The sequence below is a fragment of the Catellatospora sp. NPDC049133 genome (assembly GCF_040648455.1).
GTDB classification, from domain to species: domain Bacteria; phylum Actinomycetota; class Actinomycetes; order Mycobacteriales; family Micromonosporaceae; genus Catellatospora; species Catellatospora aurea.
On record NZ_JBEZDT010000039.1, the window covers coordinates 54,451 to 80,706 of the forward strand.

The 26,256-nt window shown below is 71.2% G+C and carries 24 protein-coding genes and 2 pseudogenes; 7 read left to right on the top strand and 19 right to left on the bottom strand.

The genetic code is table 11. The features are described from left to right. Positions 1-58 precede the first annotated feature (58 nt). Positions 59-211, bottom strand: a pseudogene (locus AB0B35_RS33945) (SDR family oxidoreductase); the annotation flags it as partial. Positions 212-231: 20 nt separating this feature from the next. Here AB0B35_RS33945 and AB0B35_RS33950 point away from each other — a divergent pair. After that, positions 232-459, top strand: coding sequence for a hypothetical protein (locus AB0B35_RS33950; protein ID WP_361053498.1), 228 nt, complete (start codon positions 232-234; stop codon positions 457-459). Positions 460-717: 258 nt separating this feature from the next. Here the strand turns inward: AB0B35_RS33950 and AB0B35_RS33955 are convergent, their stop codons facing one another. The 3 genes from AB0B35_RS33955 to AB0B35_RS33965 all read right to left on the bottom strand — a co-directional run bounded on the left by AB0B35_RS33955 (position 718) and on the right by AB0B35_RS33965 (position 2,783). Beyond that, entirely contained in the window at positions 718-1,479 is a 762-nt protein-coding gene (locus AB0B35_RS33955; protein WP_361053501.1) for a hypothetical protein, read from the bottom strand. 120 nt (positions 1,480-1,599) lie between these two features. Next, positions 1,600-2,367, bottom strand: coding sequence for a hypothetical protein (locus tag AB0B35_RS33960; RefSeq protein ID WP_361053504.1), 768 nt, complete (start codon positions 2,365-2,367; stop codon positions 1,600-1,602). 245 nt (positions 2,368-2,612) lie between these two features. Beyond that, on the bottom strand, positions 2,613-2,783 hold the full coding sequence (locus AB0B35_RS33965) for a hypothetical protein (RefSeq protein WP_361053507.1): 171 nt from the start codon (positions 2,781-2,783) through the stop codon (positions 2,613-2,615). Positions 2,784-3,098: 315 nt separating this feature from the next. On the opposite strand from AB0B35_RS33965, the gene AB0B35_RS33970 reads away from it, so the two are divergent. Continuing rightward, complete coding sequence (locus tag AB0B35_RS33970; protein WP_361053510.1) at positions 3,099-3,320, top strand: winged helix-turn-helix domain-containing protein; 222 nt, start codon at positions 3,099-3,101, stop codon at positions 3,318-3,320. Positions 3,321-3,486: 166 nt separating this feature from the next. On the opposite strand, the pseudogene AB0B35_RS33975 reads toward AB0B35_RS33970, so the two are convergent. Further along, positions 3,487-3,579 (bottom strand): annotated as a pseudogene (locus AB0B35_RS33975) (short-chain dehydrogenase); the annotation flags it as partial. Positions 3,580-3,827: 248 nt separating this feature from the next. Between AB0B35_RS33975 and AB0B35_RS33980 the strand changes: the two are divergent. Beyond that, the gene (locus tag AB0B35_RS33980; RefSeq protein ID WP_361053513.1) at positions 3,828-4,424 is read left to right on the top strand and encodes a GNAT family N-acetyltransferase; all 597 of its coding nucleotides are present in this window, start codon (positions 3,828-3,830) and stop codon (positions 4,422-4,424) included. Between the two features lie 689 nt (positions 4,425-5,113). Then, positions 5,114-6,463 carry a GH1 family beta-glucosidase gene (locus tag AB0B35_RS33985; protein WP_361053516.1) on the top strand — a complete coding sequence of 450 codons (1,350 nt, stop codon included), beginning with the start codon at positions 5,114-5,116 and terminating at the stop codon, positions 6,461-6,463. 100 nt (positions 6,464-6,563) lie between these two features. On the opposite strand, the gene AB0B35_RS33990 is transcribed toward AB0B35_RS33985, so the two are convergent. The 3 genes from AB0B35_RS33990 to AB0B35_RS34000 form a co-directional block, all read right to left on the bottom strand. Beyond that, positions 6,564-7,952 (bottom strand): protein kinase, encoded by a 1,389-nt coding sequence (locus AB0B35_RS33990; protein WP_361053519.1) that lies wholly within the window; start codon positions 7,950-7,952, stop codon positions 6,564-6,566. A 110-nt stretch (positions 7,953-8,062) separates the two neighbouring features. Beyond that, positions 8,063-8,974, bottom strand: a complete 912-nt coding sequence (locus AB0B35_RS33995) for a Gfo/Idh/MocA family oxidoreductase (protein WP_361053578.1) — start codon at positions 8,972-8,974, stop codon at positions 8,063-8,065. 49 nt (positions 8,975-9,023) lie between these two features. Beyond that, on the bottom strand, positions 9,024-9,551 hold the full coding sequence (locus AB0B35_RS34000; RefSeq protein WP_360541052.1) for a hypothetical protein: 528 nt from the start codon (positions 9,549-9,551) through the stop codon (positions 9,024-9,026). A gap of 312 nt (positions 9,552-9,863) precedes the next feature. Between AB0B35_RS34000 and AB0B35_RS34005 the strand changes: the two genes are divergently transcribed. Further along, positions 9,864-11,000: a lytic polysaccharide monooxygenase gene (locus AB0B35_RS34005; protein WP_361053522.1), complete on the top strand. Its 1,137-nt coding sequence runs from the start codon at positions 9,864-9,866 to the stop codon at positions 10,998-11,000. A gap of 50 nt (positions 11,001-11,050) precedes the next feature. Here the strand turns inward: AB0B35_RS34005 and AB0B35_RS34010 are convergent, their stop codons facing one another. Both AB0B35_RS34010 and AB0B35_RS34015 read right to left on the bottom strand, forming a co-directional pair. Next, positions 11,051-11,665 (bottom strand): hypothetical protein, encoded by a 615-nt coding sequence (locus tag AB0B35_RS34010; RefSeq protein WP_361053525.1) that lies wholly within the window; start codon positions 11,663-11,665, stop codon positions 11,051-11,053. 150 nt (positions 11,666-11,815) lie between these two features. Continuing rightward, entirely contained in the window at positions 11,816-13,342 is a 1,527-nt protein-coding gene (locus AB0B35_RS34015) for a sodium:proton antiporter (RefSeq protein ID WP_361053528.1), read from the bottom strand. A 483-nt stretch (positions 13,343-13,825) separates the two neighbouring features. On the opposite strand from AB0B35_RS34015, the gene AB0B35_RS34020 reads away from it, so the two are divergent. Then, entirely contained in the window at positions 13,826-16,090 is a 2,265-nt protein-coding gene (locus AB0B35_RS34020; protein ID WP_361053531.1) for an ATP-binding cassette domain-containing protein, read from the top strand. A gap of 66 nt (positions 16,091-16,156) precedes the next feature. Here AB0B35_RS34020 and AB0B35_RS34025 read toward each other — a convergent pair whose 3' ends face one another. From AB0B35_RS34025 to AB0B35_RS34065, 9 genes are all read right to left on the bottom strand, one after another. After that, positions 16,157-16,561 carry a PIN domain-containing protein gene (locus AB0B35_RS34025; RefSeq protein ID WP_360541043.1) on the bottom strand — a complete coding sequence of 135 codons (405 nt, stop codon included), beginning with the start codon at positions 16,559-16,561 and terminating at the stop codon, positions 16,157-16,159. After that, on the bottom strand, positions 16,558-16,782 hold the full coding sequence (locus AB0B35_RS34030) for a type II toxin-antitoxin system VapB family antitoxin (RefSeq protein WP_361053534.1): 225 nt from the start codon (positions 16,780-16,782) through the stop codon (positions 16,558-16,560). The genes AB0B35_RS34025 and AB0B35_RS34030 overlap by 4 nt, the downstream gene beginning before the upstream one ends. 44 nt (positions 16,783-16,826) lie before the next feature. Continuing rightward, a complete protein-coding gene (locus tag AB0B35_RS34035) occupies positions 16,827-17,276 on the bottom strand; it encodes a VOC family protein (RefSeq protein ID WP_361053537.1) in 450 nt (149 codons plus the stop codon). Positions 17,277-17,345: 69 nt separating this feature from the next. Then, the gene (locus AB0B35_RS34040; protein ID WP_360541039.1) at positions 17,346-17,777 is read right to left on the bottom strand and encodes a DUF4395 domain-containing protein; all 432 of its coding nucleotides are present in this window, start codon (positions 17,775-17,777) and stop codon (positions 17,346-17,348) included. Further along, a complete protein-coding gene (locus AB0B35_RS34045; protein WP_360541037.1) occupies positions 17,774-18,223 on the bottom strand; it encodes a thioredoxin family protein in 450 nt (149 codons plus the stop codon). The genes AB0B35_RS34040 and AB0B35_RS34045 overlap by 4 nt, the downstream gene beginning before the upstream one ends. A gap of 267 nt (positions 18,224-18,490) precedes the next feature. Beyond that, positions 18,491-20,539 (bottom strand): MDR family MFS transporter, encoded by a 2,049-nt coding sequence (locus AB0B35_RS34050; RefSeq protein WP_361053540.1) that lies wholly within the window; start codon positions 20,537-20,539, stop codon positions 18,491-18,493. Between the two features lie 174 nt (positions 20,540-20,713). Then, on the bottom strand, positions 20,714-22,288 hold the full coding sequence (locus tag AB0B35_RS34055) for a cellulose binding domain-containing protein (RefSeq protein ID WP_360541033.1): 1,575 nt from the start codon (positions 22,286-22,288) through the stop codon (positions 20,714-20,716). A 202-nt stretch (positions 22,289-22,490) separates the two neighbouring features. Next, positions 22,491-23,318: a GDSL-type esterase/lipase family protein gene (locus tag AB0B35_RS34060; RefSeq protein ID WP_361053543.1), complete on the bottom strand. Its 828-nt coding sequence runs from the start codon at positions 23,316-23,318 to the stop codon at positions 22,491-22,493. Positions 23,319-23,435: 117 nt separating this feature from the next. Next, positions 23,436-24,269, bottom strand: coding sequence for an SDR family NAD(P)-dependent oxidoreductase (locus tag AB0B35_RS34065; protein WP_361053546.1), 834 nt, complete (start codon positions 24,267-24,269; stop codon positions 23,436-23,438). A gap of 302 nt (positions 24,270-24,571) precedes the next feature. Here AB0B35_RS34065 and AB0B35_RS34070 point away from each other — a divergent pair, with 302 nt between their 5' ends. After that, entirely contained in the window at positions 24,572-26,248 is a 1,677-nt protein-coding gene (locus AB0B35_RS34070) for a hypothetical protein (RefSeq protein ID WP_361053548.1), read from the top strand. Positions 26,249-26,256 lie beyond the last annotated feature (8 nt).

Sequence of the window (26,256 nt, forward strand, 5' to 3'; positions counted from 1 at the left end):
CTTAACATCTGCCGCGCGTGGCCAGGCCGAATGCCGGCTAGCTGGAGCAGGTGCGCGGTCAGCGGCCCAGTACCGAGCCGCCGTTGACGTTGATGAACTGACCGGTCACGTAGCCGCCCGACTCCCCTGCCAGCCATCACACCGCGTCCGCGATGTCCTGCGGCCGGCCGACGCGGCCGACCAGGGTCTGCGCCACCCGTGCGGCGTGCCCACCTCCGCAGCCTCAATCAGGTGTTCGTCGTGCGCGCGGATGACCGCGACGCGGGGGTGAGCGGCGATGTGCTGGCGGCGACGCTCTACGAAGGCCTTGGCCTCAGGGCCAACCTTGGCGACCGGGGCGGCGCGCTCACGGGCTCGGCGGTCGCGCGCGTCCGCGGCGCGCTGGACGCGGACACAGGCGTGCGAGCACAGCTCGGGCCGTCGGCCGAACCCGCGGTAGGTCACAGGGCCGGCGCATGATCAACATGGCTGGGCTTCGGCTGGTCCTGGGCGTCGTCGGGATGTGCGGGCAACCGACGAACGGGCCAGGGGGCCTCAGGGTGTTCACGGGCGCGGGCGGAGGCGCGGGGAGTGCGGGCGTATGACGAAAGTGACGGACAAACGTCATTCCCTATTACTGCTCAAGGAGTCTTCTCTTGAGCATCTATATAGAGTGACGATAGTTCCGTCATTCCGTCACGGGGAGTCGCTCGGGCCGTCTCCGGCGCTCCCCCGCGCCTACGCCGCGCGAACATCGCCGAGCGTGTCGGCTGGCGCTGGCATCGCGTCGAGGCTGAGCAGCGCCTCGGTGCAGAACGCACCAAGGTCTGTCAGGTTGTAGCCGCCGTTGTTCACGTTTTCCGCGATAACGGCCGAGGTCAATAGGTCGAGACGGAGAATCTCAAGGACCGGCAGGAGGTTCCGGTCACGGGAGTGCAGAGCTTCTTTGAGCTGGACGCCACGCCTTCCGATTGCTGGCAGCGGGTGCCCCTCGTTATTTCTCTCGGCGTCTGCCACGACAGCGAGGAGGCGAACGTGGGGCACGTCGAGCGGCTTGAGCACGCGGATTAAGTACGCCATCGTGTCAACCTTCGCCGGGTCCTTCACCCCGTGCACGAAGGCCTTCGCCAACATCCTCACGCGCCACTCAGACTCGGCCTCGGTGGCGTTCTCCACGGTGATGCCTAGCAGTCGGCGCGCCGACCTGTTCTCCACTGCTAGAAGTGGAGTCTCGTCAATCGGGACGCCCGCCTCTTCGCTCACTGCCTCGGCGAACGCCTCCACCCTTCGGGCGCGGTCCGTCCACGCCTCGCGCACGAGGTAGACGCCCTCCTCCGTCAGCGAGCCGGCGAACGCGCCGACGGGGCCAGCGAACGTGAGTAGCTCGCCATGCCCGGTCGCAATGGCTGCTGCCTGCATGAGCGCGGTGACGGCAGGGCTGACGATGTTGCCCGCGGTGCGGGCGGCGATGGCTGAGGCGCGCTGAGCGAGTTCTCCCACGGCCGTAAGTATGCCGACCTGGGGCAACGTGTGAGTCGTTCGTTTGGTGGGCGCGTGAAAGCCCCCAGCCAACCGGCTACCGGCCACCGAGGGCTCCTACTTCGGCGAACCCGCCCGCGCCTACGACGCGCCCGGCTCGGGTAGGGCGTTGAGGTGCAGCAACTCCCGAACGCAGAAGTAGCCCAAAGGGGTCACAATCGCGTCGGTTCCGCCCGAGTGGCCGCTAAATCGCAGGAGGCCGGCCTTTTCAAGATTGATCTTGAGGATTTCAAGCACAGGCATCAGAGGTGCGTCGCGGACCGGGACCGTACTTTCCAGGTGGACTGCGTTCGCCTGGAGGGGGTGTTTCGCGACGGCGGAGGCGTCGTTTGACCTGCGGAAGGCTCCGCGTCCCTCACACCACACCGCAGCAAAGAGTCGCATTTCCGGTGCTTCCACCGACTCCAGAGCGCCAACGAGGTAGACCATGCGGTCAACCGCGGCCGGATCTTTATGGCCCTCAACGAAGACCTTCGCGAGCATGCGGATACGCCAATGCGAGTTGGCCTCGGTAGCGGCCTCAAGCGTGGTGCCCAGTAGGCGGCGGGTCTGCGCGTCGTGCGTGGCGAGAAGCGGAACTTCGTCGAAGGGAACGCCCGCCTCCTCGGCGACGGCCTCGGCAAACTCCTGGGCGCGGTCGGCCCGATCCGTCCACGCTCGGCGCACGAGTTGTGCGCCCTCCTCGGTGAACGACCCGGCAGCCGCGCCGATAGGTGTAGCCCAGAGTGCAAGGTCTACATTGCCCGTGACGATGGCCCCTGCGGTCAAGAGCGCCGATACCGATGATCCGACCGTGTTGCCAGCCGTGCGGGCAATCACGCCCGTGATGCGCTCTGCCACTTCACCCATGACGGCCAGTATGCCGACCTGCGGCAACGTGAAGCGGATTCGTCAGCCGCGTGTGTCGCTGCCTCGGCGCACGCGGGTAATCACGTCGTAAGGCCGCACGGCTTGGCGTCCGGCGCGTAGCTCGACCACGGGCCAGCCCGCGGCGGACGCGGCGACCACAGGACCCTCACCAGACTCGGTTGCGACGGTATCGCCGAGGCGGAAGCTTGTGCGGTCTGCGGCGAGCCAGAACGACGGCGCGCGGCTCATGGCGCGTCGCCCTGGTCGGCGCGGAGGCGCGCCAGTACGGCGCGCACGGCGCGGGTTGAGGTGTCCCATGCGATGAGCTGGGGGAAGTCGCGCGCGAGCCGGTCAACCGGCGTCCATTCCTGTGCGCGTTGAATCGCCCACGCGGGGCGCGGGTTGGGCTTGGACATACGGGCCGCCTCTGTCGGTCCGGCTATGAGAACCCCCGCCGTACCGACCGCAGTCCACCACGGCGGGGGTCGTTTAGGAGGTGGCCGGCGCGAGGCACGGCCACCCGTGAGCCCTCACTAGCGCCAACCAGGAGGGCCCATGAGCCGTCGCCGAGTGTCTAGCTGGGAGGCGACTCAGGGCTACTTTAGCGCTAAAGCCGCTAAACTCAAGTCACTGAAGCGTGTCATTCTGTAGCGGCTTTAGCGGGCATGGCGCTAGACGAAGGTGAGTGGTGCGTGATGTCATGGGCGGGTCTAGCTGGGAGTACCGTTGCCATGCCTATAGAGCCGCACCTTGATCGTGTTCTGCGCCTGATCCGAGAGAACATCGCCTCGGGCGAGTGGCCGCCAGGACACAAGTTGCCCACACATCAACAGCTTGCCGCGGACTGGGGCGTCGGGATGACGACCATTCGCCAGGCGGTCCGCCTCCTGAAAGAGGCCGGCACGCTCGACGGCCACCAGGGCGTGGGCGTGTTCGTCGCCGAGAAGAAGTAGCCGGGGCCGACCGGATAGGCGCGGGCGGAGAGGCTAAGATCGGTAAACATGGGTAGACCTCCAAGCGGTCTGCTCTGGGCCTCGGCGGGCGTTGGTAGCACCTACCGGGGCCGTTTTGCAGCTCACGAAATGTGAGCCACCTTGTTGGCCGCCAGGGTTACAGACGCATAGCGGCCTTGGCAGCCGAGTACGGCCCGCCGCCGCCCCGTTGGGCCGCGATCGAGCCCAGCAGCACCAGCCGAACCCCGCCGCCCCGGACCCGCGCTGCGTCGCGGTCGGGTCGGCCACCGCCGGTGAATCTTGTGCACTTTGAGTTGTCCCAGCGACACGAACTGCACAAGATCGGTCGCGGTGCCGGCGTGAGCCACCATCGCACGCCTCGCCGAGCGCCAGTTTCCGAGAAACTGCGCGAATCACGTCCCGGATTCCGCCGCTTTCCCCGAAACTGCAGGACGCGACGCCGGGGAGGGCTCGTGCGGGCGCGGCAGATGCGGCAGGATGCCGGACGTGAATGACATTCGCGTAGCCGTACCCGCTGATCTGCCGGCCCTGTCCACGACCCTGGCCGAGGCTTTCGGCGACGACCCGGTGTGGTGCTGGATGGTGCCACCGCGCGCGCGGCACGCCCGGCTGGAGCGCATCTTCGGGGCCCTGCTGCGGTACGCGATCCCGCGCGGCCACGTCTACACCACCGCGGACCGGCAGGCGGTCACCATGTGGGCCCCGCCGCACGAGTGGAAGCTGCCCACCCCAGCGGTCGCCCGGGCGGCCCTGCCGCTGCTGCGTGCCACCGGAACCCGGCTGCCCCGGCTGCTGGGCCGGATGGGCGAGATCGACCGCCTGCACGAGCAGCAGCCCGCCGAGCACTGGTACCTGGAGTTCATCGGCACCACCGTCGCCGCGCGCGGGGGCGGCTTGGGCTCGGCGCTGCTGGCCGACGCGCTGGCCCGGTTCGACGCCGCCGGGCTGCCGGTCTACCTGGAGTCGTCCCACGAGCGCAATCTGAGCTTCTACCGCCGCCACGGCTTCACCGTGACCGGGCAGCCGCCGATGCGGTCCGGCCCGCCACAGTGGACGCTGTGGCGCGATCCTGCCGCGTCCTGACGCCCACGCCGAACCGGCCCCGAGCCGGTCCGCGCAACCCGCCCGGAGGCCCCTCGCGGCGCTCGTTCGTGTCAATGTGGAAACACGCCCGACACATCGACGCCCGGCCCGTGGGAGCGCTTCCGCAGGTCGGGGCCGATTCGTTTAACAGCCAAGGATTTCCTGGTGGTTGCCTACAGATTCTGGGGCGATGAAGGGTCTTCCCCTCCGGCTCAGATGTCGCTATCGTTCCAACAAACGTCCATGGGAACGCTTCCACGGATGTTCATCAATGTAAGAATTCGTCCCGTCGATGGCCCGCCCGGACGCCATCGCCGGCCGCTCCCAGAGGCGGTCGGTCGCCGATCTCCCTACGACCGGCGACCGACCTCCCTCCGGGTGCCGGAGAGGAGGTGAAGCTCGCGACTACGTCGCGTGCCAACGGCTCCCGCGCGTCACGCTGCCTCGTGACCCTGCCGCTCGGCAGACACAGGGCGTGAGCACCCGATGGGGGCGGGGACTGCCCTTCCCCGTCCCCATACCAAACGGCATTCTCCGCCTCAGCGCCCAGCAGCACCAGACTTGCGCCACATATGCGAAAGTCTTAACACCACATCTCCACCCGTCACCGGGATGAGGACAACTGTACCTGATCATGGGAGCGTTCCCATCCATGATCAGTCCTTATCCCAGTATTTGAGGAGCACCGCATGCCAGGTCATCCGTCGCCCACCTCGATGGGGCTGCAGTTCCCCGAGGGCTTCATCTGGGGCGCCGCGACGTCGGCCTACCAGATCGAGGGCGCCGCCGCCATCGACGGCCGCGGACCGTCCGTCTGGGACACGTTCGCCAAGACTCCGGGGCGCGTGCGCAACGGTGAGACCGGCGACGTCGCCATCGACCACTACCACCGCTGGTCCGCCGACCTCGACCTCATCAAGGAGCTGGGCCTGCGGTCGTACCGCTTCTCCATCTCCTGGCCGCGCGTCATCCCCGGCGGCAGCGGCCCCGTCAACCGCAAGGGCCTGGACTTCTACCGCCGGCTGGTGGACGGCCTGCACGCGCGCGGCGTCACCCCGATGGTCACCCTGTATCACTGGGACACCCCGCAGGAGCTGCAGGACATCGGCGGCTGGGAGAACCGCGACACCGCCTACCGCTTCGCCGAGTACGCCGCCGTGCTGGCCGAGGCCCTCGGTGACGCCGTGCCCAACTGGCTCACCCTCAACGAGCCCAAGACCGTCGTGCAGAACGGCTACCTCTACGGTTCGCACGCCCCCGGCAAGCGCGACGAGGCCGCCGCGTACGTGGTGGCCCACCACCAGCTGCTGGGACACGGCCTCGCGGTGCAGGCGATGCGGCCGCACCTGAGCCCGCAGACCCGGATCGGCCCCGCGCTGAACCTGCACCCCTGCTACCCCGCCGACGACACCCCCGAGGCGCAGCAGGCCACCGTGCTGTACGACGGCTACGAGAACCGCCTGTACCTCGACCCGATCCTGAAGGGCCACTACCCGCAGGACGTGCTCGACGACGTGGCCCGCTTCTCGCCGATGCAGCAGCACATCAAGGACGGCGACCTGGAGGTCATCTCGTCGCCGGTGGAGCTGCTCGCCGTGCAGTACTACTGCCCCATCTACGTCACCGGCGCCGGTGAGACGGTGCGCAAGCACCCCACCAGCGAGGCGTTCTGGCAGCAGATCTATCCCGAGGGCATGTACGACATCCTGACCCGCATCAAGAAGGACTACGGCGACATCCCGCTGACCATCACCGAGAACGGGCTGCCTTGCAAGGACGTGCTGGACGCCGACGGCACGGTGCAGGACACCGGCCGCATCGTCTTCCTGCGCGACCACTTCGCCGCCACGCACCGGGCCGTCACCGACGGGGTGAACCTGGAGAGCTACCACGTGTGGTCGCTGATGGACAACTTCGAGTGGCAGGAAGGCTACGACGAGCGCTGGGGCCTGGTCTACATCGACTACGCCTCCCAGCAGCGCACACCCAAGGCCAGCGCGCACTGGTACCGCGAGGTGATCCGCGCCAACGGCCTGTAGAGCCTCCCCGGCGGTGGGTGACCCACGCGTCCGCGCCGCCGGGTGACTGGGCCGGGCGACCTTTCGAGGCCGCCCGGCCCGTAGCTTTTTCCGGCCCCGATCAGGCCGCCAGGGCCCGCCCCAGCGCCGCGACGTCGCCGTGCAGCTGCTCGCCGACCGCATAGTCCAGCGTGCCCTCGCCGACCCGCTGGTCGATCTTCGTGTGGGCCGCCTGCACCTGCTCGGCCAGCAACGCGCCCTTGGGCTTGGCCTGCACCAGGTTGTTCACGGTGTTGCGCAGGTCGGTCGCGACGTCGACGCGCACCTTGCCGTCGTCGAAGGCGTCGTCGACCGTCTTCAGCGCGGCGTCCTGCGCCTGCTTGACGCTGAGGACCGGGGCTGCCGAAGGGCCGGTCGTCGGCCCGGCCGGAGTGGACGGGCCCGGCGTCGGCCTGGTCCCGGTCGCGGCCGGGGACACTGCGGGCGTCGTGGCGGGCGCGGCAGACGGACTGCCCGACGCGGGCTGCGTGCCGAACCCGGGCGTGCTCGCGGGCGTCGTGCCGACCGCCTGGCCCGGGTCGTCCGGGGAGTCGCGCAGGGGCAGCGTCCAGGCCAGCACCCCGAGCACGGCGACCCCGGCCGCGACCGCCGCCACCGGCAGCAGCCGCCGGGGCGCGCGCACCAGCGCCGCCCGCAGCACCCGGGTCGCCTCGGCGGCCGTCGGGCGTGCCGCAGGTTCGCGGCTCAACGCCGACGTCACCAGCGCCACCACGGAGCGGGGCAGCTCGGGAACGTCCGGCGGCACCACGGGGCCGTGGTCGGCGGCGACGTCGTCCCAGCCGCGCACCCGGAACGGCGGGCGGCCGGTCAGCATCTCGTACAGCACCACACCCAGCGCGTACACGTCCGTGGCGGACTCGGCCGGCATGCCGTCCAGCCGCTCGGGCGCGACGTAGGCCGGGGTGCCGAAGCTGGCGCCGGTGCTGTCGTCGTCGGGCTCGCCGATGCGGGCCGCGATGCCGAAGTCGAGGACGGTGACCTGCTCGCCGTGCACCATCACGTTGTCCGGGGTGATGTCGCGGTGCACCACGCCCCGGCGGTGCGCCACCTCCAGCACCGCGGCTATGCGCGCGCCGATGCGCACCGCCTCCCGCCAGCCCAGCGCGCCCAGGGCGATCCGGTCCGCGAGCGGCTCACCGGCCACCAGCTGCAGCACGATGAGCGCGATCTCCTGGCCGTCCGGCGTGCTGGTGCGCACGAAGTCGTGCACCCCGGCCACGTCCGGGTGGTTGAGGCGGGCCACCGCCCACGCCTCCCGCCGGGCCAGCTCGCGCAGGCGCTCGTCGCCGGACAGGCGCGGGTCGAGCACCTTCAGCGCCACCAGGCGGTCGAGCGTCTCGTCCCGGGCCCGCCAGATGACCGCCATGCCACCGACGCCGATCCGGTCGATCAGTCGGTACCGCTCGACCAACAGGTCGCCGGCGCGCAGCGGATAGGCGTACTCGGTCATGAACGGCACGTTGCTGCATGATCCGCTGCGGTGTCAACGGTTGCCCGGACACGATTCCGGATCGCTTGAACGATCCAGCTCCCACCTGGTCCGGGACCCGCCGGCCACCGTCACCGCAGGGCGACCGTGCGTCCCTCCTGTTGGGACAGCTGCGCCGCCTCCAGCACCGCCACCACCTCACGGGCGAAGCGCACGTCGCACGGATGCGCCGGGCCGCCCTCGCCCGCGTGCCGCGCCTCGGCGAGCAGCTCGTCGATCGCGCGGCCGAAGTTGGCCCCCGGGTCGCCGGAGCCGCCCGGCAGGTCCAGCACACCGGCCTCGCCGTGCAGCTGGTACTCGAACAGCAGCGCGGTCGGCGGGGCGTCCAGGGTGAGCATCAGCACGCTGACCGCGCCGCTGTCGTGCCGGGCCAGCACGTGGCTGGTGGCGTGCTCCCCGGCCAGCGAGGTCACCTCGGTCACCGGACCGAGCACCGGCAGCAGCCGCGACAGCGCGTGCGGGCCGATGTCCCAGAGTCCGCCGTGCACCTTGCGCCAGGCCGAGCCGCTGTACGGGCCGCCCTGCGCGAAGATCGAGGCGTACATGGTGACCCGGGCCGAGCTCCAGCCGCCTGCGGCACAGGCCTGTTCCAGTGACTGGACGACGTCCGGGTCGAAGCGCGAGGTGAAGAAGACGACGCTGGCCACGCCGGTGTCCGCGACGGCCTCGACGACGCGGTCGGCGTCGGCGGTGGTCAGCGCCAGCGGCTTGTCCAGCAGCAGGTGGCGGCCCGCGCGGGCGGCCCGCTCCGCGATCGGCGCCTGCACGTCGGGCGGCAGCGCCACCGCGATCGCGTCCACGTCGGCGATCAGCGCGTCGACGTCGTCGTAGGGCCGGGCGCCCAGCCGCGACGCGAGCGCGGCGGCCTTGGCCGGGTCACGCCCCCACACACCGACGAGCTCGGCCTCGGGGTGGGCCACCAGTGCCGCACCCTGGGTCTGCTCCGCCCAGTAGCCCGTGCCGAACAATCCGAATCGCATGATGATCAGCCTAGTCGCCCACCGGGGCGGCCCCGCCGCCGGTCGGCGCGCCTCAGGCCTTGGCGATCTCGTCGAGGTACTGCCGCTGCAGCGCGGTGGGCAGGCTCGCGTCGTGGAATCCGCCGAAGGCCCAGGCTTCGTACTGGTCGGGCAGCATCGCCTTGACCCGGTCGGGATAACCGAGCCCCGCCTCGGCGATGCGCACCTGCGGCGGGTCGGTCAGCTCGACGACGACCGGGCCGGAGATGCGGGCCGCGACGTCCCAGGGCTGTCCGGGTGCGCCGGCGGCGCAGAAGAAGTACGCGTACACCACCCGCACGTCCTGCACCCGCCGTGCGTCGGCGGGCTCCATACCCATGGTTTCGGCGGTGCACAGCACCGTGTCCTCGGCGGCGACGTCGTGGCCGTGCTGGTGGTGCTCGGCCGGGGACGACTCGGCCAGGATCACCGCGACGCGCTCGGCCAGCGTGTCCCTCAGGTCCACCGGCCCGGCCGCCGCGAACAGCCCGGCCACCAGCACGAGCGCCAGCAGCTCGGGCAGCAGCCACCAGGCGTTGCGGCGCACCGCGGTCATCGACACGGGCACATGCTCGCACCCGCGATAGCACGGCGCAACCATTGCCGACCCGGTTGATCACATGGTGGAATATCGATGCCGTGGTGCTGCGAGGGCAGCCGTGAGCGCACCCCGGCCAGTGCGTGAGCCGCGCCGACGCGACGGATCGTCCTCGACCCCTGTCCCCGGCCCACCGTGGCCGCGGCAGGGGTGATACCGCATCCGCAGCACGGCTCGTCCCGTCAACTCCGTGTCCCGCAGTCCGCCGTCCCGGCGGGCCGCGGATCCTCCACACCGGAGCGGCGACGCGCGCCTGTGCTGGAAAGGACAGCACACATGAACAAGCTGAAGGCCGCCGCTCTGGCGGCGGCCGCCACGCTCGCCGCCGGCCTGGCCATCACGATGATCAACCCTGGTTCCGCGGCGGCGCACGGCGCGCTGCTCACCCCGGGCAGCCGCACCTACCTGTGCTATCTGGACGGCAAGTCCAGCACCGGTGAGGTCAAGCCGACCAACGGGGCCTGCCAGAACGCGGCGGCCGTGGGCGGCACCCAGCCGTTCTACGACTGGTTCGGCGTGCTGCGCTCCGACGGGCAGGGCCGCACCCGCGGCTTCATCCCCGACGGCGCGCTGTGCAGCGGCGGCTACACCAAGTACGCCGGATTCGACGCGCCGCGCAGCGACTGGCCGCTGACCCACCTCACCTCCGGCGCCAACCACAGCTGGCGCTACAGCAACTGGGCCGCCCACCCGGGCTGGTTCTACCTGTACATCACCAAGGACGGCTACAACCCCAACCAGGCGCTCACCTGGGCGGACATGGAGGAGCAGCCGTTCCTGAGCGTCGACCACCCGCCGATGTCGGGGCCCGCCCCGGACGGCTACTACTACTGGAACGGCAACCTGCCCTCGGGCAAGTCCGGCCGGCACGTCATCTACTCCGTCTGGAAGCGCTCGGACAGCCAGGAGACCTTCTACGGCTGCTCGGACGTCATCTTCGACGGCGGCAACGGCCAGGTGACCGGCATCAACAACCCGCCGAGCACCCCGTCGCCGATCCCGTCGGCGTCGCCGTCGCGGTCGGCGTCGCCGTCGCCGAGCGCCGCCTCACCGCGGCCGAGCAGCCCGGCGCCGTCGACGCCCGGTCCCGCGACGCCGTCCGTCCCGCCGGGCGCCTGCTCGGCGACGTACACCCAGATCGGCACCAGCTGGAGCAACGGCTTCCAGGGCGAGATCAAGGTGACGGCCGGCGGCACCGCGATCAGCGGCTGGACGGTCAAGGCCACCTGGGCCAACGGCCAGTCCGTCAACCAGAGCTGGAGCAGCACCTACACCAACTCCACCGGCTACACCACGTTCAAGAACGTGTCCTGGAACGGCATCCTGGGTTCAGGCGCCAGTACCACGTTCGGATTCCTGGGCAACCACAGCGGGACCAACAACCCGCCGACGTTGACCTGCACGAGTCCGTGACGCTCCGCTGACCGGTGGCGCCCCCGTTCGGCGGGGGCGCCACTCCCGGCTCAGGGACGCACCGGCGTCCCGTACTTCTCGACCACCTCGAACGGCGTCTGCGGGAACCACTCGGTCTCCCCTGCGGGCAGGCAGTTCAGCTCGACGCTCTCGCCGAGGCCGTCGCAGTGCCGCGCGGACAGCACGATGGACACCGCGAACGTGTGCGTGCCCGCGCGCAGCGGCTTGAGCGGCGGCGACGGGAAACCCGAGAACGGCAGCCCGTCCGCGCCCACGAGGGTCCGCAGCACCTCAGGACCGGCGGTGACGACCCGCTCCCGGTCGGTGCCGCCGTCGATCGTGTACGTCGCGCTGGTGAACTTGGCGTTGAAGTCGTCGATCGGGGCGGGCAGTTCGGGCACGTACCCGGCCGGGTAGACGGCCCCGTCCGGGCCGGCGGCCGTGGTCCACGACGGCGTCACCACCACGAACGGCTTTCCTTCGCGCACGCTGCGGCAGGTCGGCGGGCCGACGATGCGCTCCTTGACGCCGTAGAGCTGGTTGATGTTCTCACCCGAGGGTGAGATGCAGTCGTGGCCGGGCGGCGGGGCCGCCTGCGCGACGCCGGACAGGGCCGTCGCCAACGCGGCGCCGGCCAGGGCGGCGAACATTCGCCATGGTCTCATCGAGACCGCCTTTGCTCTCGAAGCAGATACGTAACCGCAGGTCACGCGGCTAGAACAGCATCGCTTCGGACGGTCCGGCGGCCCGGTGGGACACGCCGACAGGCCCAGTGGCGCGCCGCGCGGATCCGGCCGGCGGGCGTCCGCGACCGTTCAGTGGACGGCGCTGTGCAGGTCCAGGCGGCGCAGCACGTCGTCGACCGCCTCAGGCTCGCGCGCCCGGTGGGCGAGCACCGCGGCCCGCGCGGCGGCCAGCAGCTGTGCGCGCACGTCGCCGAGGCGCCGGCGCTGGCGCACCCAGTCGTCGTCCTCGGCCTCCTCGTCGAGCAGGATGGCGCGCTGCCACTCGCCCAGCCGGTGCGCCGTCTCCGCGCTCACCGTGCCGTCGGCCCGCAGCTGCTCCAGCCGCCGTTGCCCGGCGTCCTGGGCCACCGCGATGACCTCCCGCTCGGCCTGGCGGCGGCGCTTCGCGCCGGTGCTCAGCCCGAGCCGGCCGACCAGCCGCGGCAGCGTCAGACCGGGCAGCAGCAGGGTGACCACGGCGACCACCGCCGCCGTGAACACGATCTGCGAGCGGGCCGGGAAGTCGCGCGGCAGCGCCAGCGCGGTCGCGATGGTGACCACCCCGCGCATGCCCGCCCACGCCACGACCAGGGTCTCGCCCCAGCCCACCGGCACGTCGGCCGGGTCGCGCGAGCGCAGCCGCCGGGCCAGCCCGCCGACGCCGAACATCCACACGAAACGCACCGCCACCAGGGTGAGACAGATCAAGATCGCGAAGCGGGCGTACGGCCACACGCCCGTGTCGAGGTCGTCGAGCGCCTCGACGAACTCCAGCCCGATCAGCCCGAACGTGAAGCCGGTGACCAGCTCCTCCACCACGTCCCAGAAGTTGCGCCCGGACAGCCGTCCGGCCACGTCGTCGGGGTCGGCCCGGGTCGCCCCCAGCCAGAACCCGGCCGCGAGCACCGCCAGCACCCCGCTGGCGTGCGCGGAGTCGGCGGCGAGATACGCGGTGTACGGCGTGAGCAGGCTCAGGCCCGCGCGCAGCTCGGCGGTGGGCAGCCGGTCGAACAGCCAGCCGAACAGCACCCCGGCGGCCAGGCCGATGCCCGCGCCGACCGCCGCCGTGTAGCCGAACGACGCGACCGCGCCCCAGACCGACAGGGTTCCGGTCAGCACCCCGGCCACGGCGACCTGGTAGATGGTGAGCGCGGTGACGTCGTTGAACAGGCCCTCGCCTTCGAGCAGGGTAACCGTGCGGCGGGGCAGGCCCAGGCGGCCGGCCATCGCCGAGACGGCGGCCGGGTCGGGCGGCGAGGTGATCGCGCCGAGCACGACGGCCGCGCCCAGCGGCAGGGCCGGGTGAATGCTCGCGGCGACGGCGGCGACCGCGGCGGTGGTCACGAAGACCAATGCCACCGCCAGCAGCAGGATGGCTTTCCAGCCGCGTGCGAACTGCCGCCAGGAGCTGCGCTGCACCGCGGCGTAGAGCAGCGGCGGCAGCAGCGCGGGCAGGATGACCTCGGGATGCAGGGACAGCGAGCTGCCGGGCAGCAGGCCCAGCGCGACGCCGAACACGGTGGCCACCACGGGCGCCGGCAACCGCAGGCGTGCGCCGACCGGCACGCACAGCAGACCGAGCACCAGCAGCACGAGGATGACGGTGCGTTGGTCCATACCGCCCATTGCACGTCATGACCTGGCGTTGTCAGCGGTACGACACGATCAAGCGACGGTGATGGATTTCGCGAGAGTTTGTTGGTAGTCTCGCCGAAGTAACGACGGCGATACGCTGCCGCGGACACCACAAGCACCGCCCGCTCCGGTGATGATCGGGCACCGGAGCGGGCGGACTGTCAGAGCTTATGGTCGGTGCGTGCGGTCGCCTCGCGGCGAGTGGCGCGACACGGCTCCAGCCGAACGGTATTCCGTGAAGGCTTTTGTAAGTGAGGCCCGGGGACACTGTCCACGCACCGACCTCGACCACCTTAGCTCCGAAATCGGTGCGCGCCGAACATCGCCGCCGTGACGATCTTCACGGACCCGCGGGAATATCACCCGGACGCGCGGGCCGCCCGCAGCTCGATCGGGTTCCCGACGGCGGCCGGATCCGACCGGATGGCGCTTGATCTGCACTGGTCTTGCCGCAAGGATGTGCGAGTGTCAACAGACCCCTCCACTTCCCGCACGCCTCGACGCCGCAAGAGCGCCGCCGCGCCGGCCGACCCCGCGGTCGCCTCCGGACAGACGGCAGCCACCGACGGCTCGATCCGCACCCGGATCGGGCGCGACGCCGACAACGACATCGTGCTGGCCGACCTGCAGGCCTCACGCCACCACGCCGAGATGCGCCGCCTCGGCGACGCCTTCAACATCGTCGACCTGGGCAGCCGCAACGGCACCTTCCTCAACGGACGCCAGGTGCAGAAGGCCACCCTCATGCACGCCGGCGACATCGTCTCGATCGGGCGGCACGAGCTGCTCTTCGACGGCGCGCAGCTGCACGACCACGTCGACACCGGCCCCGCCTCGATCATCGCCGACGACCTGACGGTGCGCCTGGGCAACAAGGTGCTCATCGACGACGTCAGCTTCGCCCTGCCCGAGGGCAGCCTGCTCGCCCTCATCGGCCCCAGCGGCTGCGGCAAGTCCACGCTGCTCAAGGCGCTGACCGGGCTGCGCCCGGCCACCCAGGGCCGGCTCTGGTACGGCGGGCGCGACCTGTACGCCGACTACGCCCAGCTGCGTTACCGCATCGGCATGGTGCCCCAGGACGACGTGCTGCACAAGCAGCTCAAGGTGCGCACCGCGCTGCGCTTCGCGGCCGCGCTGCGCTTCGCCGACGACGTGCCGCGCAAGGTGCGCTGGGCCAAGGTCGACGAGGTCATGGACACCATGCGGCTCACCCAGCGCGCCAAGGCCCGCATCGACGTGCTCTCCGGCGGCCAGCGCAAGCGCGCCTCGGTGGCCATGGAGCTGCTCACCGAGCCGTCCCTGCTGTGTCTGGACGAGCCCACCTCGGGCCTGGACCCGGCGCTGGACAAGGAGGTGATGGGCGAGCTGCGGGAGCTGGCCGACAAGGGCAAGACTGTCGTCGTGGTCACCCACAGCGTGCTGCACCTCGACATCTGCGACCGCGTGCTGGTGATGTGCCTGGGCGGCACCATGGGCTACTTCGGCCCGCCGGACCAGCTGCTCGGCTTCTTCGGCGCCGAGGACTACGCCGACGTCTTCACGAAGATCACCGAAGAGCCGGAGCGGTGGACCCGCGCCTTCCGCAACTCCCCGCTGTACGCCCGCTACGTCAGCGCGGTCACCCCGACCAACCGGGCCGAGCCCGCCGTGCTGCCGGTGCCGCCCGCGCCGTCCGACGTGGTCTTCGACCCGACGACCACCCAGCAGCCGCTGGTGCCGACGCAGCGCACCGACGAGCCCGACCTCACCGAGCCCGTCGCGGTGCTGCCGGTGCCCGACGCGCCGGTCGACGACGCCGAACCGGCCTCGATCAGCGTCGACGACGCATTGGCCCGGGTGCGGCCCAACGTCGCGTCCGCCAAACCCGGCCGGGCCAACATCGACCGCAAGACGTGGGGGCTGTTCGCCCGCAACCCCAGCGCACCCCTACGGCAGTACTTCACGCTGTGCATGCGGATGATCAACGTCATCCTGTCCGACCGGGGTTTCAGCGCGTTCCTGCTGGCCATGCCGCTGATCCTGGCGGTGCTCGCGTACACGGTGCCGGGCTCGGACGGTCTGGCCAAGCTGCCAGGGTTCAGCCTGCAGGCGCAGCAGCTCCTGGTGGTGTTGGTGACCGGCGCGGCGTTCCTGGGCACCGCGGCCTCGGTTCGGGAGATCGTGGCCGAAGCGCCGATCTACGCCCGGGAACGCGCGGTCGGGGTGTCGGCGGCGGCATACCTCGCCTCGAAGCTGACGGTCTTCTTCATCATCAACACCGCCCAGGTGGCGCTGTTCGTCTACCTCACGCTGTTCGAGGGGCCGCCGACCGAGTCCCTGGTCATCCCCAGCCAGACCGTGGAGATCATCGCCGCCATGGTCGGCATCTCACTGGTGTCCACGGTGCTCGGCCTGCTGGTCAGCGCGCTGGCCCGCACCACGGAACAGACCACCCCGATCATGGTGGTCCTGGTGATGGCGCAGCTGGTGTTCTCCGGCGGCCTGTTCGTGCTGGCCGGGCAGCAGGTCATGGAGATCATCTCGTGGGTCTTCCCGACCCGCTGGGGCTTCGGCGCGGCCGCCGCGACGGTCGACGTCGGCAAGATGCTGCCCAAGACCTTCCAGGACCCCTTGTTCACGCACACCGCCGAGAACTGGATCATGTGCATGGTCCTGCTCGCCGTGCAGATGGTGGTCCTGATCGGCCTGACCCGCCTGGCGCTGCGCCGCCACGAGCCCGGCCGCTCCTGACCCGAACGACCACGGAGCCCTGTTCCCGCGACTCGGCGGGGACAGGGCTCCGCCCGTTCTGCGAAGTCAGCTGACCACGCGCTGAACCTGCAAGTTCGAGGTGTGCGCGATCACCTCGTAGTCGCGATCATCATGCAGCACGACCAGCCGGTTCTTCATCGCCGTCACCGCGACCAGCAAGTCGACCGCGGAGGCCCCGCTGTGCTGGGCGGTGACCGCCAGCTCGTCCTGCAACCGCAATGCCCGGTCCCAGCAGTCGTCCGGAACCGGGCACCAGCCGTACAACAAACGGATCATGCGCTGGATCTGCGGTCGGCGCGTGTTGGTGGTCGTGTCCCGTAGCAGCTCCAGTTCCACTGGATCGCAGATGGCCACGGTGCCGGCGGTCACGGCATCGATCCAGATCTGATCAGCTTTGCCGGTCAGCACTCTGATGACCGCACTCGTGTCGGCCAGAAACCGCGTGCTCACCCGGCCTGCTTGTCGGCCAGGTGGCGGGCCTCCCACGCGTCCGCGTCGATCTCTCCGCGGGCCGTCATCGTCTGCAGCTCGCGCAGGGCCTCGATGCGCCGGAGCCGCGCGGCGACCTCGCGCAGTGCGGCGTTCACCGTGTCCTTCTTGGTCTCCGTACCCAGCAGCCGAGCGGCCTCAGCCAGCAGCTCGTCATCAAGATCGATCATCGTGCGCGACATATACATAGTATGCCCGCATCAGACACATCAAGCAAATACGATGGTCAGTGCAGGCAGAACTCGTTGCCCTCCGGGTCCTGCATGACCTCGCCGTAGTGGTCGGCGCCCTCGGTGTGGAGGACGCGCAGGCGGGTCGCGCCGGCGGCGATGAGGCGCTCGGCCTCGGCCGCGACGCGCTCGCGGCGGATCTCCAGCGGGACGCTGCGGCCGCCGCTGACCGCCAGGTCGAGGTGCAGCCGGTTCTTGCCCGCCTTCGCCTCCGGCACCTGCTGGAACCAGAAGCGCGGCCCGACGCCGTCGGGATCCTCGATCGAGTCGAGGCCGTCGGCTCCCTCCAGCTCCTCCTCCGGGATGCCCTTGGACAGCCAGTACGAGCGCCAGGTCGGGTGCCCGTCCGGTGGCCGCTGGGGCCGGTAGTGCAGCGCGAGCGCCCAGAACTCCACCAGCCGGCCCGGGTCCGCGCAGTCGATCGTCACCTGGATCCGTGTCGCCATCAGCCACTCCTTCGCCGTACTGGGTCAATCCCGCCGTTCTAGCAGACGGGTCCGACGCGGCGGGCGGATTCAGGAGGCGGGGACGCGGGCGGCCAGGGGGCGGCCGACCAGGCGGCGGTACGCCAGGAACAGCTCGCAGCCCAGGCACAGACCGAAGGCGGCGTTGAGGAAGGCGGCGGCCAGGGCGAACGAGGCGGCGATCGCCCCGGTCAGCGGCGAGCCGAGCAGGTAACCCAGCGTCGCGGCGGCGGCGAAGACGAAACCGACGGCCTGTGCGAAGCGCACCGGGGCCAGTGGCTCCAACTCGGCGGGCGGGCCCAGGCGCGGGGCGAGCAGGGTGCGGTAGATCAGGCCGTACGGGCCGAGGCGCGGCTGCGCCGCGGTCAGCGCGAACACGATCGCCTGCGCCAGGGCCAGCCAGCCGGAGCCGGTGAGCAGCACGACGATCATGACGACAGCGGTCACGGCCGCCGCGAACCGGGGGCCACGGGGGTCGGTCATGCCTTCTCCTCGGTCAGCTGCGCGGCGGTCAGCAGCGGCGCGACGGCGGCCAGCACCTGGGCGCGGTTCGGCACGCCCTGGGCCCGGCCCGCGATCCGGCCGTCGGCGTCGACGATCAGCACGGTGGGGGTCTTCCAGATGTCCAGGGCGCGCACCGCGTCGAGGCGCTGCTCCGCGTCGACCTCGACGTGGGCCACGCCGGGCGTGGTGCGCGCGACCTCCGCGCAGACCACGCGGGTGGCCCGGCAGGGGGCGCAGAACGCCGACGAGAACTGCAGCAGGGTGACCTCGCCCGGCCGCACGCCGAGTTCGGCCAGCACCGGATTCACGGGGTCGGCGGGGATTGGCACGGCGCGAACCCTACCCGCCCGGTGCCGGTGGACCAGGCCGTAGCCGGTGGCCGCGAGCAGCGCTACGCCTCCGACGAGCAACCCGGTCGTGTCCATGGTCGCCAGCGTGACATGCGATCCCGCCGGTTGGCGATGATCATCCCGAGGATCGGACGCGCTTCACACTCCGGCCACATCGTTTTCACGCCCACCGAACCCCGCCCTCCGGTCAGCGCGCCAAGATCGCTCGACTTGCCAGGCAGGTGGGCGAAAGCGGACTCAAGATACGCACGAGTGCCAGGCAAGTCGAACGATCAAGCGCCGTACCGCGCCGCACCGCGGCGGCGGCGCGACGGTCAGCGGGCGGATCGGAGTGGTGGCCGCCTACGCACGGTGCCGGCCGGGGCCCGCGCGGGCGGGAGCCTGCGGGAGCGCCGGGACCGCCGAGACCGGCGCGGGCGGGGTCTCGTCCTCGAACACCAGCTCGCGGCCGGCTTGCCGGACCGCCTGCTCGAAGTCCTCGTCGGAGGTGTCGTGCCAGTCCGACAGCTCGCCCGACAGCCACTGCCGCCACGCGGTCGCGATGCGGTCGTACTCGGCGGTGCCGCGCGGGGTCAGCGCCACCGTGCCGTCGACCGCGCCCAGGTAGCCGTCGGCGACGTAGCGCTGGAACGCCGGCCACAGCACCTGCGGCGGCAGGTGGTAGTGCTCGGCTATGTCGGACACCCGGGCCTGCCCGTAGTGCTCGGCGAACAGCACGACCCGGGACAGGCACCAGGCCAGCCCGACCCCGCCGTCGACCCCGGCCGAGGCCAGCACGTGCGGCGCGGCGGCATTGCCCTTCTGCCGCCATACCGTGGCGACGGCGCGTTCCAGCTGCTCGGTGCGGTCCGGCGACTCGGGCATGCCGAAGCCCTCGCCCAGATCGGTGGCGGCGGCGCGGGCGGTGTCGCGCAGCGGCACCTGTTTGAGGAACAGGGCGATGACGGCGGCCAGCAGGCCCACCGGCACCGCCGACAGGAACACCATGTGCAGCGCCTCGGTGTAGCCGCCGACCACCAGCAGCCGGATCGGGGCGGGCAGGCTGTGCACGCCGGCCGGGCTCTCCAGCCGGCGCGGGTCGAGCCCCCCGAGCAGGGGCCCGAACCGCTCCAGCTGCGTCTGCAGCGAGTGGGTGTACACCGTGCCGAACAGCGCGACCCCGAACGCGCTGCCGAGCGTACGCAGGAAGGTCACGCCGGAGGTGGCCACACCCAGGTCGTGGTAGTTGACGGTGTTCTGCACGACGATGGTGAGCGTCTGCATGCTCATGCCCAGCCCGAGGCCGAGCACGAACAGGAACGCCGACTCGACCCAGAGCGTGGTCAGCGCCGTCATCTGCGACAGCAGCCACATGCCCAGCGCCGTGACCAGGCCGCCGATGACCGGGAACCACTTGTAGCGGCCGGTGCGCCCGACGATCGTGCCGCTGGTGATCGAGGTGATCAGCAGGCCGAACACCAGCGGCAGCATGCGCAGGCCCGACGCGGTCGCCGAGGCGCCCTGGACGTATTGCATGAAGGTCGGCAGGAAGGTCAGCGCCCCGAACATGGAGAAGCCGACGATGAAGCTGAGCACCCCGCAGATGGTGAAGACCGGGTTGCGGAACAGCCGCATCGGCAGCATCGGCTCTCGTGCCCGCAGCTCCACCACCACGAACAGCAGCAGCGCGACGAGGCCGCCGACGCCCAGTCCGAGGATCTCCGGGGACAGCCACGGGAACTCCGTGCCGCCCCAGCTGGTCATCAGGATCAGGCAGGTGGACGCCACCGCGATCATCGCGATGCCGAGGTAGTCGATGATCGGGCGGGCGGCGGTCGGCAGCTTCGGCATGGTCGACGCGCAGATGAGCATGACCAGCAGGCCGAGCGGGATGTTGATGTAGAACGCCCAGCGCCAGGACAGGTGATCGGTGAACAGGCCGCCCAGCAGCGGCCCGAGCACGGTCACCACGCCGAAGACCCCGCCCAGAGCGCCCTGGTACTTGCCGCGCTCGCGCAGCGGGATGTAGTCGGCGATCAAGGCCATCGCGGTGACCAGGATGCCGCCCGCGCCGGCTCCCTGCACGCCGCGCCAGGCCACCAGCCACGCCATGTTGTGCGCGAACCCGCAGAAGAACGAGGCCACGATGAAGACCGCGACGCTGGCCTGGAACAGCAGCTTGCGCCCGAACAGGTCGCCGAGCTTTCCGGCCAGCGCAGTGGCGATCGTCTCGGCCAGCAGGTATGCCGTCACCACCCAGGACAGGTGGGACGCCCCGCCCAGATCCCCGACGATGGTCGGCAGCGCCGTGCCCACGATCGTCTGGTCCAGCGCCGCCAGCAGCAGGCCGAGTGCCACCGTCGCGAAGACGGCGTTGCGCCGCACGGAGCTCAGCTCGCCACTGCGGTCCATGTGATCACGATAATGGCGTATCAGCCTCATGTTCCGGCTTCGCCGTTGATCCACCGACTTGCCGGGCACCTTGACCGCGGATACCCACGATTGCCTGGCAAGTCGGTGGATCACGCCAAGGGACCCGGCCCGCGCATCGGGGGGATGGCCGCGGGCCGGGGGTTTCGGGGTGGGTCAGCGGGTGAAGCCCGCGGTGATGCGAGTGAACTCCCAGTCGGGCTGGGCGATGCCGCTGCAGGCGGACTGGACGCCGCCGCCGGCGCAGCCGCGGTCGCGGTTGACCGACCAGAACGACAGGCGGGCGATGGCGTTGGCGTTGGCCCAGTCCCGGATCTGGGTCCAGGTCGCGGTGCTGGTCAGCTCCTGCTGGTCGGACAGGCCGTTCATACCGGAGATGCCCAGGTGGGCGTTGGCCGTGGCGTCGTTCCAGCCGAAGGCCGTCTTCAGCGCGTTGCGCAGGCCGACCGCGGCGTTGACCGTGTTCTGGTACATGTTCGCGCCGCCGCCGAAGTCGAACGGCATGATCGTGAAGATGTCGATGTTCGCGCCCAGCGCCGCCGCCTGGTTGATCAGGCGGGTGCCCCACCAGCTCGGGCCGGTGGTCGTGGTGCCGAACGTGATGATCGTCTTGATGCCGGGGTTGTTCTGCTTGACGATCTTCAGCGCGCCGAGGATGCGGTCCTGCACGACCTCGTTCTCGAACTCGTCGGTGTTCTCGATGTCGACGTCGATCGCCTTGAGGTTGTACGCGTTGATGACCTGCTGGTACGCCGCCGCCAGCGCGGAGGCCGAGGAGCAGTTCGGGCCGAGCTTGTTGCCGCTCCAGCCGCCGATCGACGGCACGACCTCGCCGCCCGCGGCCCGGATCGCGTTGATGGTGGACTGGTCGGCCCCGCCGGTCAGCGGGCGGCTGCCGTCCCAGGCCGGCGTGCAGCCGCCGCCGGACAGGATGAACGCCATGGTGAACCACTTGATACCGGTGGCGCTCATGACCGTGGACGGCGCGGGCGGGTTGCCCCAGCCGACGTAGTAGTACGGCGCGGCGCCCTTGAAGTTCGAGGTCGGGCAGCCGGTCGTGGTGCCGGTGACGGCGTTGCTGGCCACCGACTCGCCGCTGTTGTTGTACGCCTTGACCGTGTACGTGTGCGACGTGCACGCGCCCAGGCCGCTGTGCGTGGCGGAGGTGCCGGTGACGGTGGCGCGCACGGTGCTGCCCTCGTACACCCGGTAACCGGTGACGGTGCCGGTCGAGGCGCCCCAGCTCAGCGAGATCGCGCTGTTGGTGGCCGAGGTGACCGACGGGTTGCCCGGCTTGCCCGGCACGCCCGCGGGCGGCGAGGAGGTCGGCGGCGTGCCGCCGCCGCAGCTCGCGCCGTTGACGGTGCAGTTGGTCGGGTTGCCCGATCCGTTGGCGTTGAAGCCGAAGCTGGTCGACGCGCCGGGGCCCAGCGTGCCGTTCCAGCCCACGTTGTTGGCGGTCACGTGCTGGCCCGACGTGGTCACCGCGGCGTCCCAGAACACGCCCATGGTGGTGCCGGAGGGCAGGTCGAACTGCACGTTCCAGCTGGTGATGGTGGCCGAGGTGTTGTTCGTGACGGTGAACTTGCCCTCGTAGCCGGTGCCCCAACTGGACACCTTGGTGAACGTCGCGGTCGCGGCGTGGGCCGCGGGCATCGCGACGAGGGAGATCGCGCCGGCCAGCAGTGCCACGCCCAGCGTGGCGAGGCCGGCGCGCAGGGACCTTCTCATGAGCGGGGAGTCCTTTCGAGATAGCGCGCGGCGGGCGACGGCTGCGGGGAGCACGTCGCCCGACGGCGAGCTGTGGGACGGTCATACGCTCATGAGCTTGAATGCCACACTAATTTAAAGACGATTAACAGTAAAGAGTGTTGTCGATTCTGGCACGGAAAGGGGCGCCCCACCCCGCGGGGCGCCCCCGGTCAGGCGTAGCTCACCAGTTGTCACCGGCGGCGTACGAGATCTGGGCCAGCACCGTCTGCCCGGCCGTGTTCGGGTGGAAGTAGTCCCATGTGCTCACCTGCGACAGCGCGAACGGGTAGCTGAACACCGCGTTGTCGTCGAAGTCGCAGTTGGCCCCGTAGGCCGCGCAGGCCTGCGCGAGCTGGGCGTTGAAGTCGATCACGCGCTGGCGCACCCGGTCGCGGCGGTCCACATCGGCCTGCGCCGTCGAGGTCGGGTTGGCCAGCAGGGACTGGCAGATGCCGAACAGCGACCAGGCGCTGCGGGCCGACGACGAGCCCTTGCCGACCTCCCACAGCCGCTTGACGTCCGGAATCGAGATCAGCGCGACCCGAGCGTTGGGCAGCCGGGTCTTGAGGGTGTTCAGCGCGGTGTCGATGGAGGCCCGGAACGAGGCCACCGAGGTCATGCTCGACTCCGACCCGGTGCAGGCGTCGTTCGCGCCGATCAGGATGGTCACGTAGTCGACGTTGCGGCCCGCCACGGTGTTCGCCTGGCCGGGCATGTCAGCGGCCTTCGCGCCGCTCTTCGCGTCGTTGTAGTTGCGGCCGTTTATGGCGCTGTTCTTGGCCAGGATGCGCCGGTACTGGCTGTTCACCGAGGCGTAGCTGCCGGTGCTGAACGAGCGGGCGGTGCAGTCGGAGTACCAGCCGCAGGCGTTGAAGCCTCGGGTGATCGAGTCACCCATGCTGGCCATCGAGTTGGGGATGGGGCCGGTCGCGGCGGCTGCCGGGTTCGCCGACAGGAGCACCGCGGCCAGGGCAGCGGCGAGCGCGAGGGACGGACGCGCGAGACGCATGGGAGCCTGCCTTCCGGGGGTACGGAAAACGCGGATAAGGGGGCACGAACCACCGCGCGGGCACGCGGTTACCGAAGGGTAATGTCCGTGTGGCCTAGGTCACAAGACCCGGATTCCCTATTGGCCGTCCGCTTCGGACAGTCCTGCGTCCCGCTGGTACGCCGCCCGTGCCGCGCCATCCCCGAGCACCACCTGGTCCGGGACCAGCAGCCGGTAGGCCAGGTCCCGGCCGGACTGCGGCAGCAGCGCCAGCAGCCGGGTCAGCGGGTCCAGCCGGCCGGGCACGAACACCTCGAACCGGGGACGGCGGATCACCCGCTCCACGGCCGCGGCGACCGTCTCCGGACGCAGCCGCGGCACGCCGCCGTGGCTGGTCCCGAGGGCCAGTTCGGTCTCCACGACCGCCGGCATCACCAGGCTGACCTGTACACCCGTGCCGCGCAGCTCGTGGCGGACGGCGGCCGCGTAGCCGTACACCGCGTGTTTGGTGGCGGCGTAGGTGGCCTCGCCGGGTGGGCTGATCCGGCTCGCCGCCGAGGCGATGGTGACGATCTGGCCCCGGCCGCGGGCCCGCATGCGCGGCGCGGCAGCCAGGAACCCGTGCCGCACGCCGTGCACGTTCACCTCGAACTGCCGCCGGGCCGCCTGCTCGGGCTCCTGCGCGTACGGCCCGACCCACATCACGCCCGCGTTGTTCACCAGCACGTCCACCGGCCCGAACGCCTCCTCGGCCCGGTCCAGGAACGCGTGCACGCTCCCCTGATCGGTGACGTCCAGCTCCACCGCCACCGTGCCGGGCAGCTCTGCTGCGGCCCGCGTCAGCGCGGCCTGGTCCCGGTCACCTAGCACGACGTTCGCTCCGGCCCCGGCCAGCCGGGCGGCGATCGCCGCACCGATCCCCCGGGCCGCCCCGGTCACCGCCACCGTCAGACCTGCGACGTCCCGCCCCATCCCGCACACCTCTTCCACCGTCGGCCCGCAACGCGGTGGCACACCCTAACCCCGCGCGCGCCCGCGCGCCGCCTCGCTCTGCCGCACCCGCTTCGCGCGACGACCGCCGGGTCAGGCCGGGCGTCATGTGCACCATGATCGTTCGACTTGCCCGGCACACGGGCGAATGCGGGCCCAAGATACGCACAGGTGCCAGGCAAGTCGGGTGACCTTGGGGTACGGCGGCCGCCGGGGACCGTCCGGGGTGGAGTGTTGACCTTCGGGGCTTCACAGATCGTGCGGAAGCGGGCACGATGAGTCCCATGCCTGAGGGGGGACGGCTGGCGCGTGCCCGCGAGCTGGTGAGCCGGCTCGACTTCCCGGCTGCCCAGCAACTGCTGCGCGACCAGCTCGCGCTCGCCCACCAGGATCCGCGGCACGCCGACGCCGCCGAGGCGGACACCGCCGCGCTGTACGCGGGCGTGCTGCTGCACCTGGGCGAGCCGCACGCGGCCCGCAGCTGGGCGGCGTACGCCCACGCCGCCGCCCAGGCCCTGCACGGCGACCTGGACCGGCGCACCCTGCACGCGCTCGGTGTGCTGGCCGTGTGCCTGCACCGCACCGGTGCCCTGGACCGCGCCGCGGACCTCTACCAGAACCTGATCCGCGACCTGTCGACCGCCGACGGGCCGGACGCCGACCGCACCCTGTCCGCGCGAGCCGACGCGGCGGTCGTGGAGCACGCCCGCGGCAGCTGCGCCGACGGCCGCAGGCAGCTGGCCGAGGTGCTCGCCGCACACGTGTCCCGGCACGGCCCCGGGCACCCCGTCAACCTGCGCATGACCATCCGGCTGGCGGGCATGTGGCGCGACTGCGGCGACTTCGACCAGGCCCACGACCTGCTGGCCGGGGTCCGCGCACAGGCCGCGGCATTGCCCGCCGACGACGACGTGCACCGGCTGCTGCAGGCCGCGCTGCACGCCCGCGCGCAGAGCGAGCACCGCTGCGGCGCCGCGCCGTCCGAGGACGAGGCCGGACGCGCCCATGATCCGGGGCCGGGCGTGCTGCCGGTGCTGATCCCGCAGGCCGAGGACCTGATCCCGGGCCCCCACCAGCCCGCGCCGCGGGCGGCCGAGCCGGACGAGTGGCCCGACGACGAGATCTTCGAGCGGTTCGACGACCCGGCCCGGCAGGCCCGGGTCCGGCGCTCCGGATCGCCGGGCGCGCCGCCGCACCGCACGGACGACGCCGACACCGGTCTCGACGACCTGCTGGGCTTCGACAGTCCAGCGCGGGACCCCGGCCAGAGCGGCTTCGGCAACCCTGCGCGACAGGCCGGTCCGCGAGGCCTCGGGGCTGCGGCCGCGGGCCGGTCCGGACGCTCAGACCATGATCGCCTGGCGCATCCGGCGGATGCCGACGCGGGACAGACGATCGCCGCGCGGTATCCCGGGCAGGGCAGGCCGTATGTGCCCGTGGACCCGGCGTACCCGATCGCCACGACGCCGCCGCCTGGGCTGCTGGTGCCGCGGCGCGTCACACCGCCGCCGCGGCGTCGGCTGGGCGGCGGCGCCGCGGCGCTGGCCGTGGTCGCCGCGGTCGTCGCGATCGTGGCGCTGGTGGGCACGTTCATCCTGGCCGGCGGCCCGGACGCGGGCGAGGCCGCGCCGTCGCCCGCCGCCACCCCGAGCGGCCCGGCCCCGTCCGCGCCACCTCCGGTGACCGGGCTGGCCGTCGCCGACCTGGGCACGCGGCTGCGCATCACCTGGTCCTACCCCGACGGGGCGACCGCGGCGGTGGTGCTGTCGGCCGCGCCCGCCGGGCAGCCGATGCGCGCGCTGCAGTCGCTGCCCGCCGGGACGGAGACGGTCACCCTGCCCGGCTTCGACCCGAGCCGGGACTACTGCGTCACGGTCACGCTGGCGTACAGCGCCGACCAGACCGTGATGGCGCCCCCGGTGTGCACCGATCGGGGGCGGTCCCCCGCGGCCCGCCCCTGATCACTGCC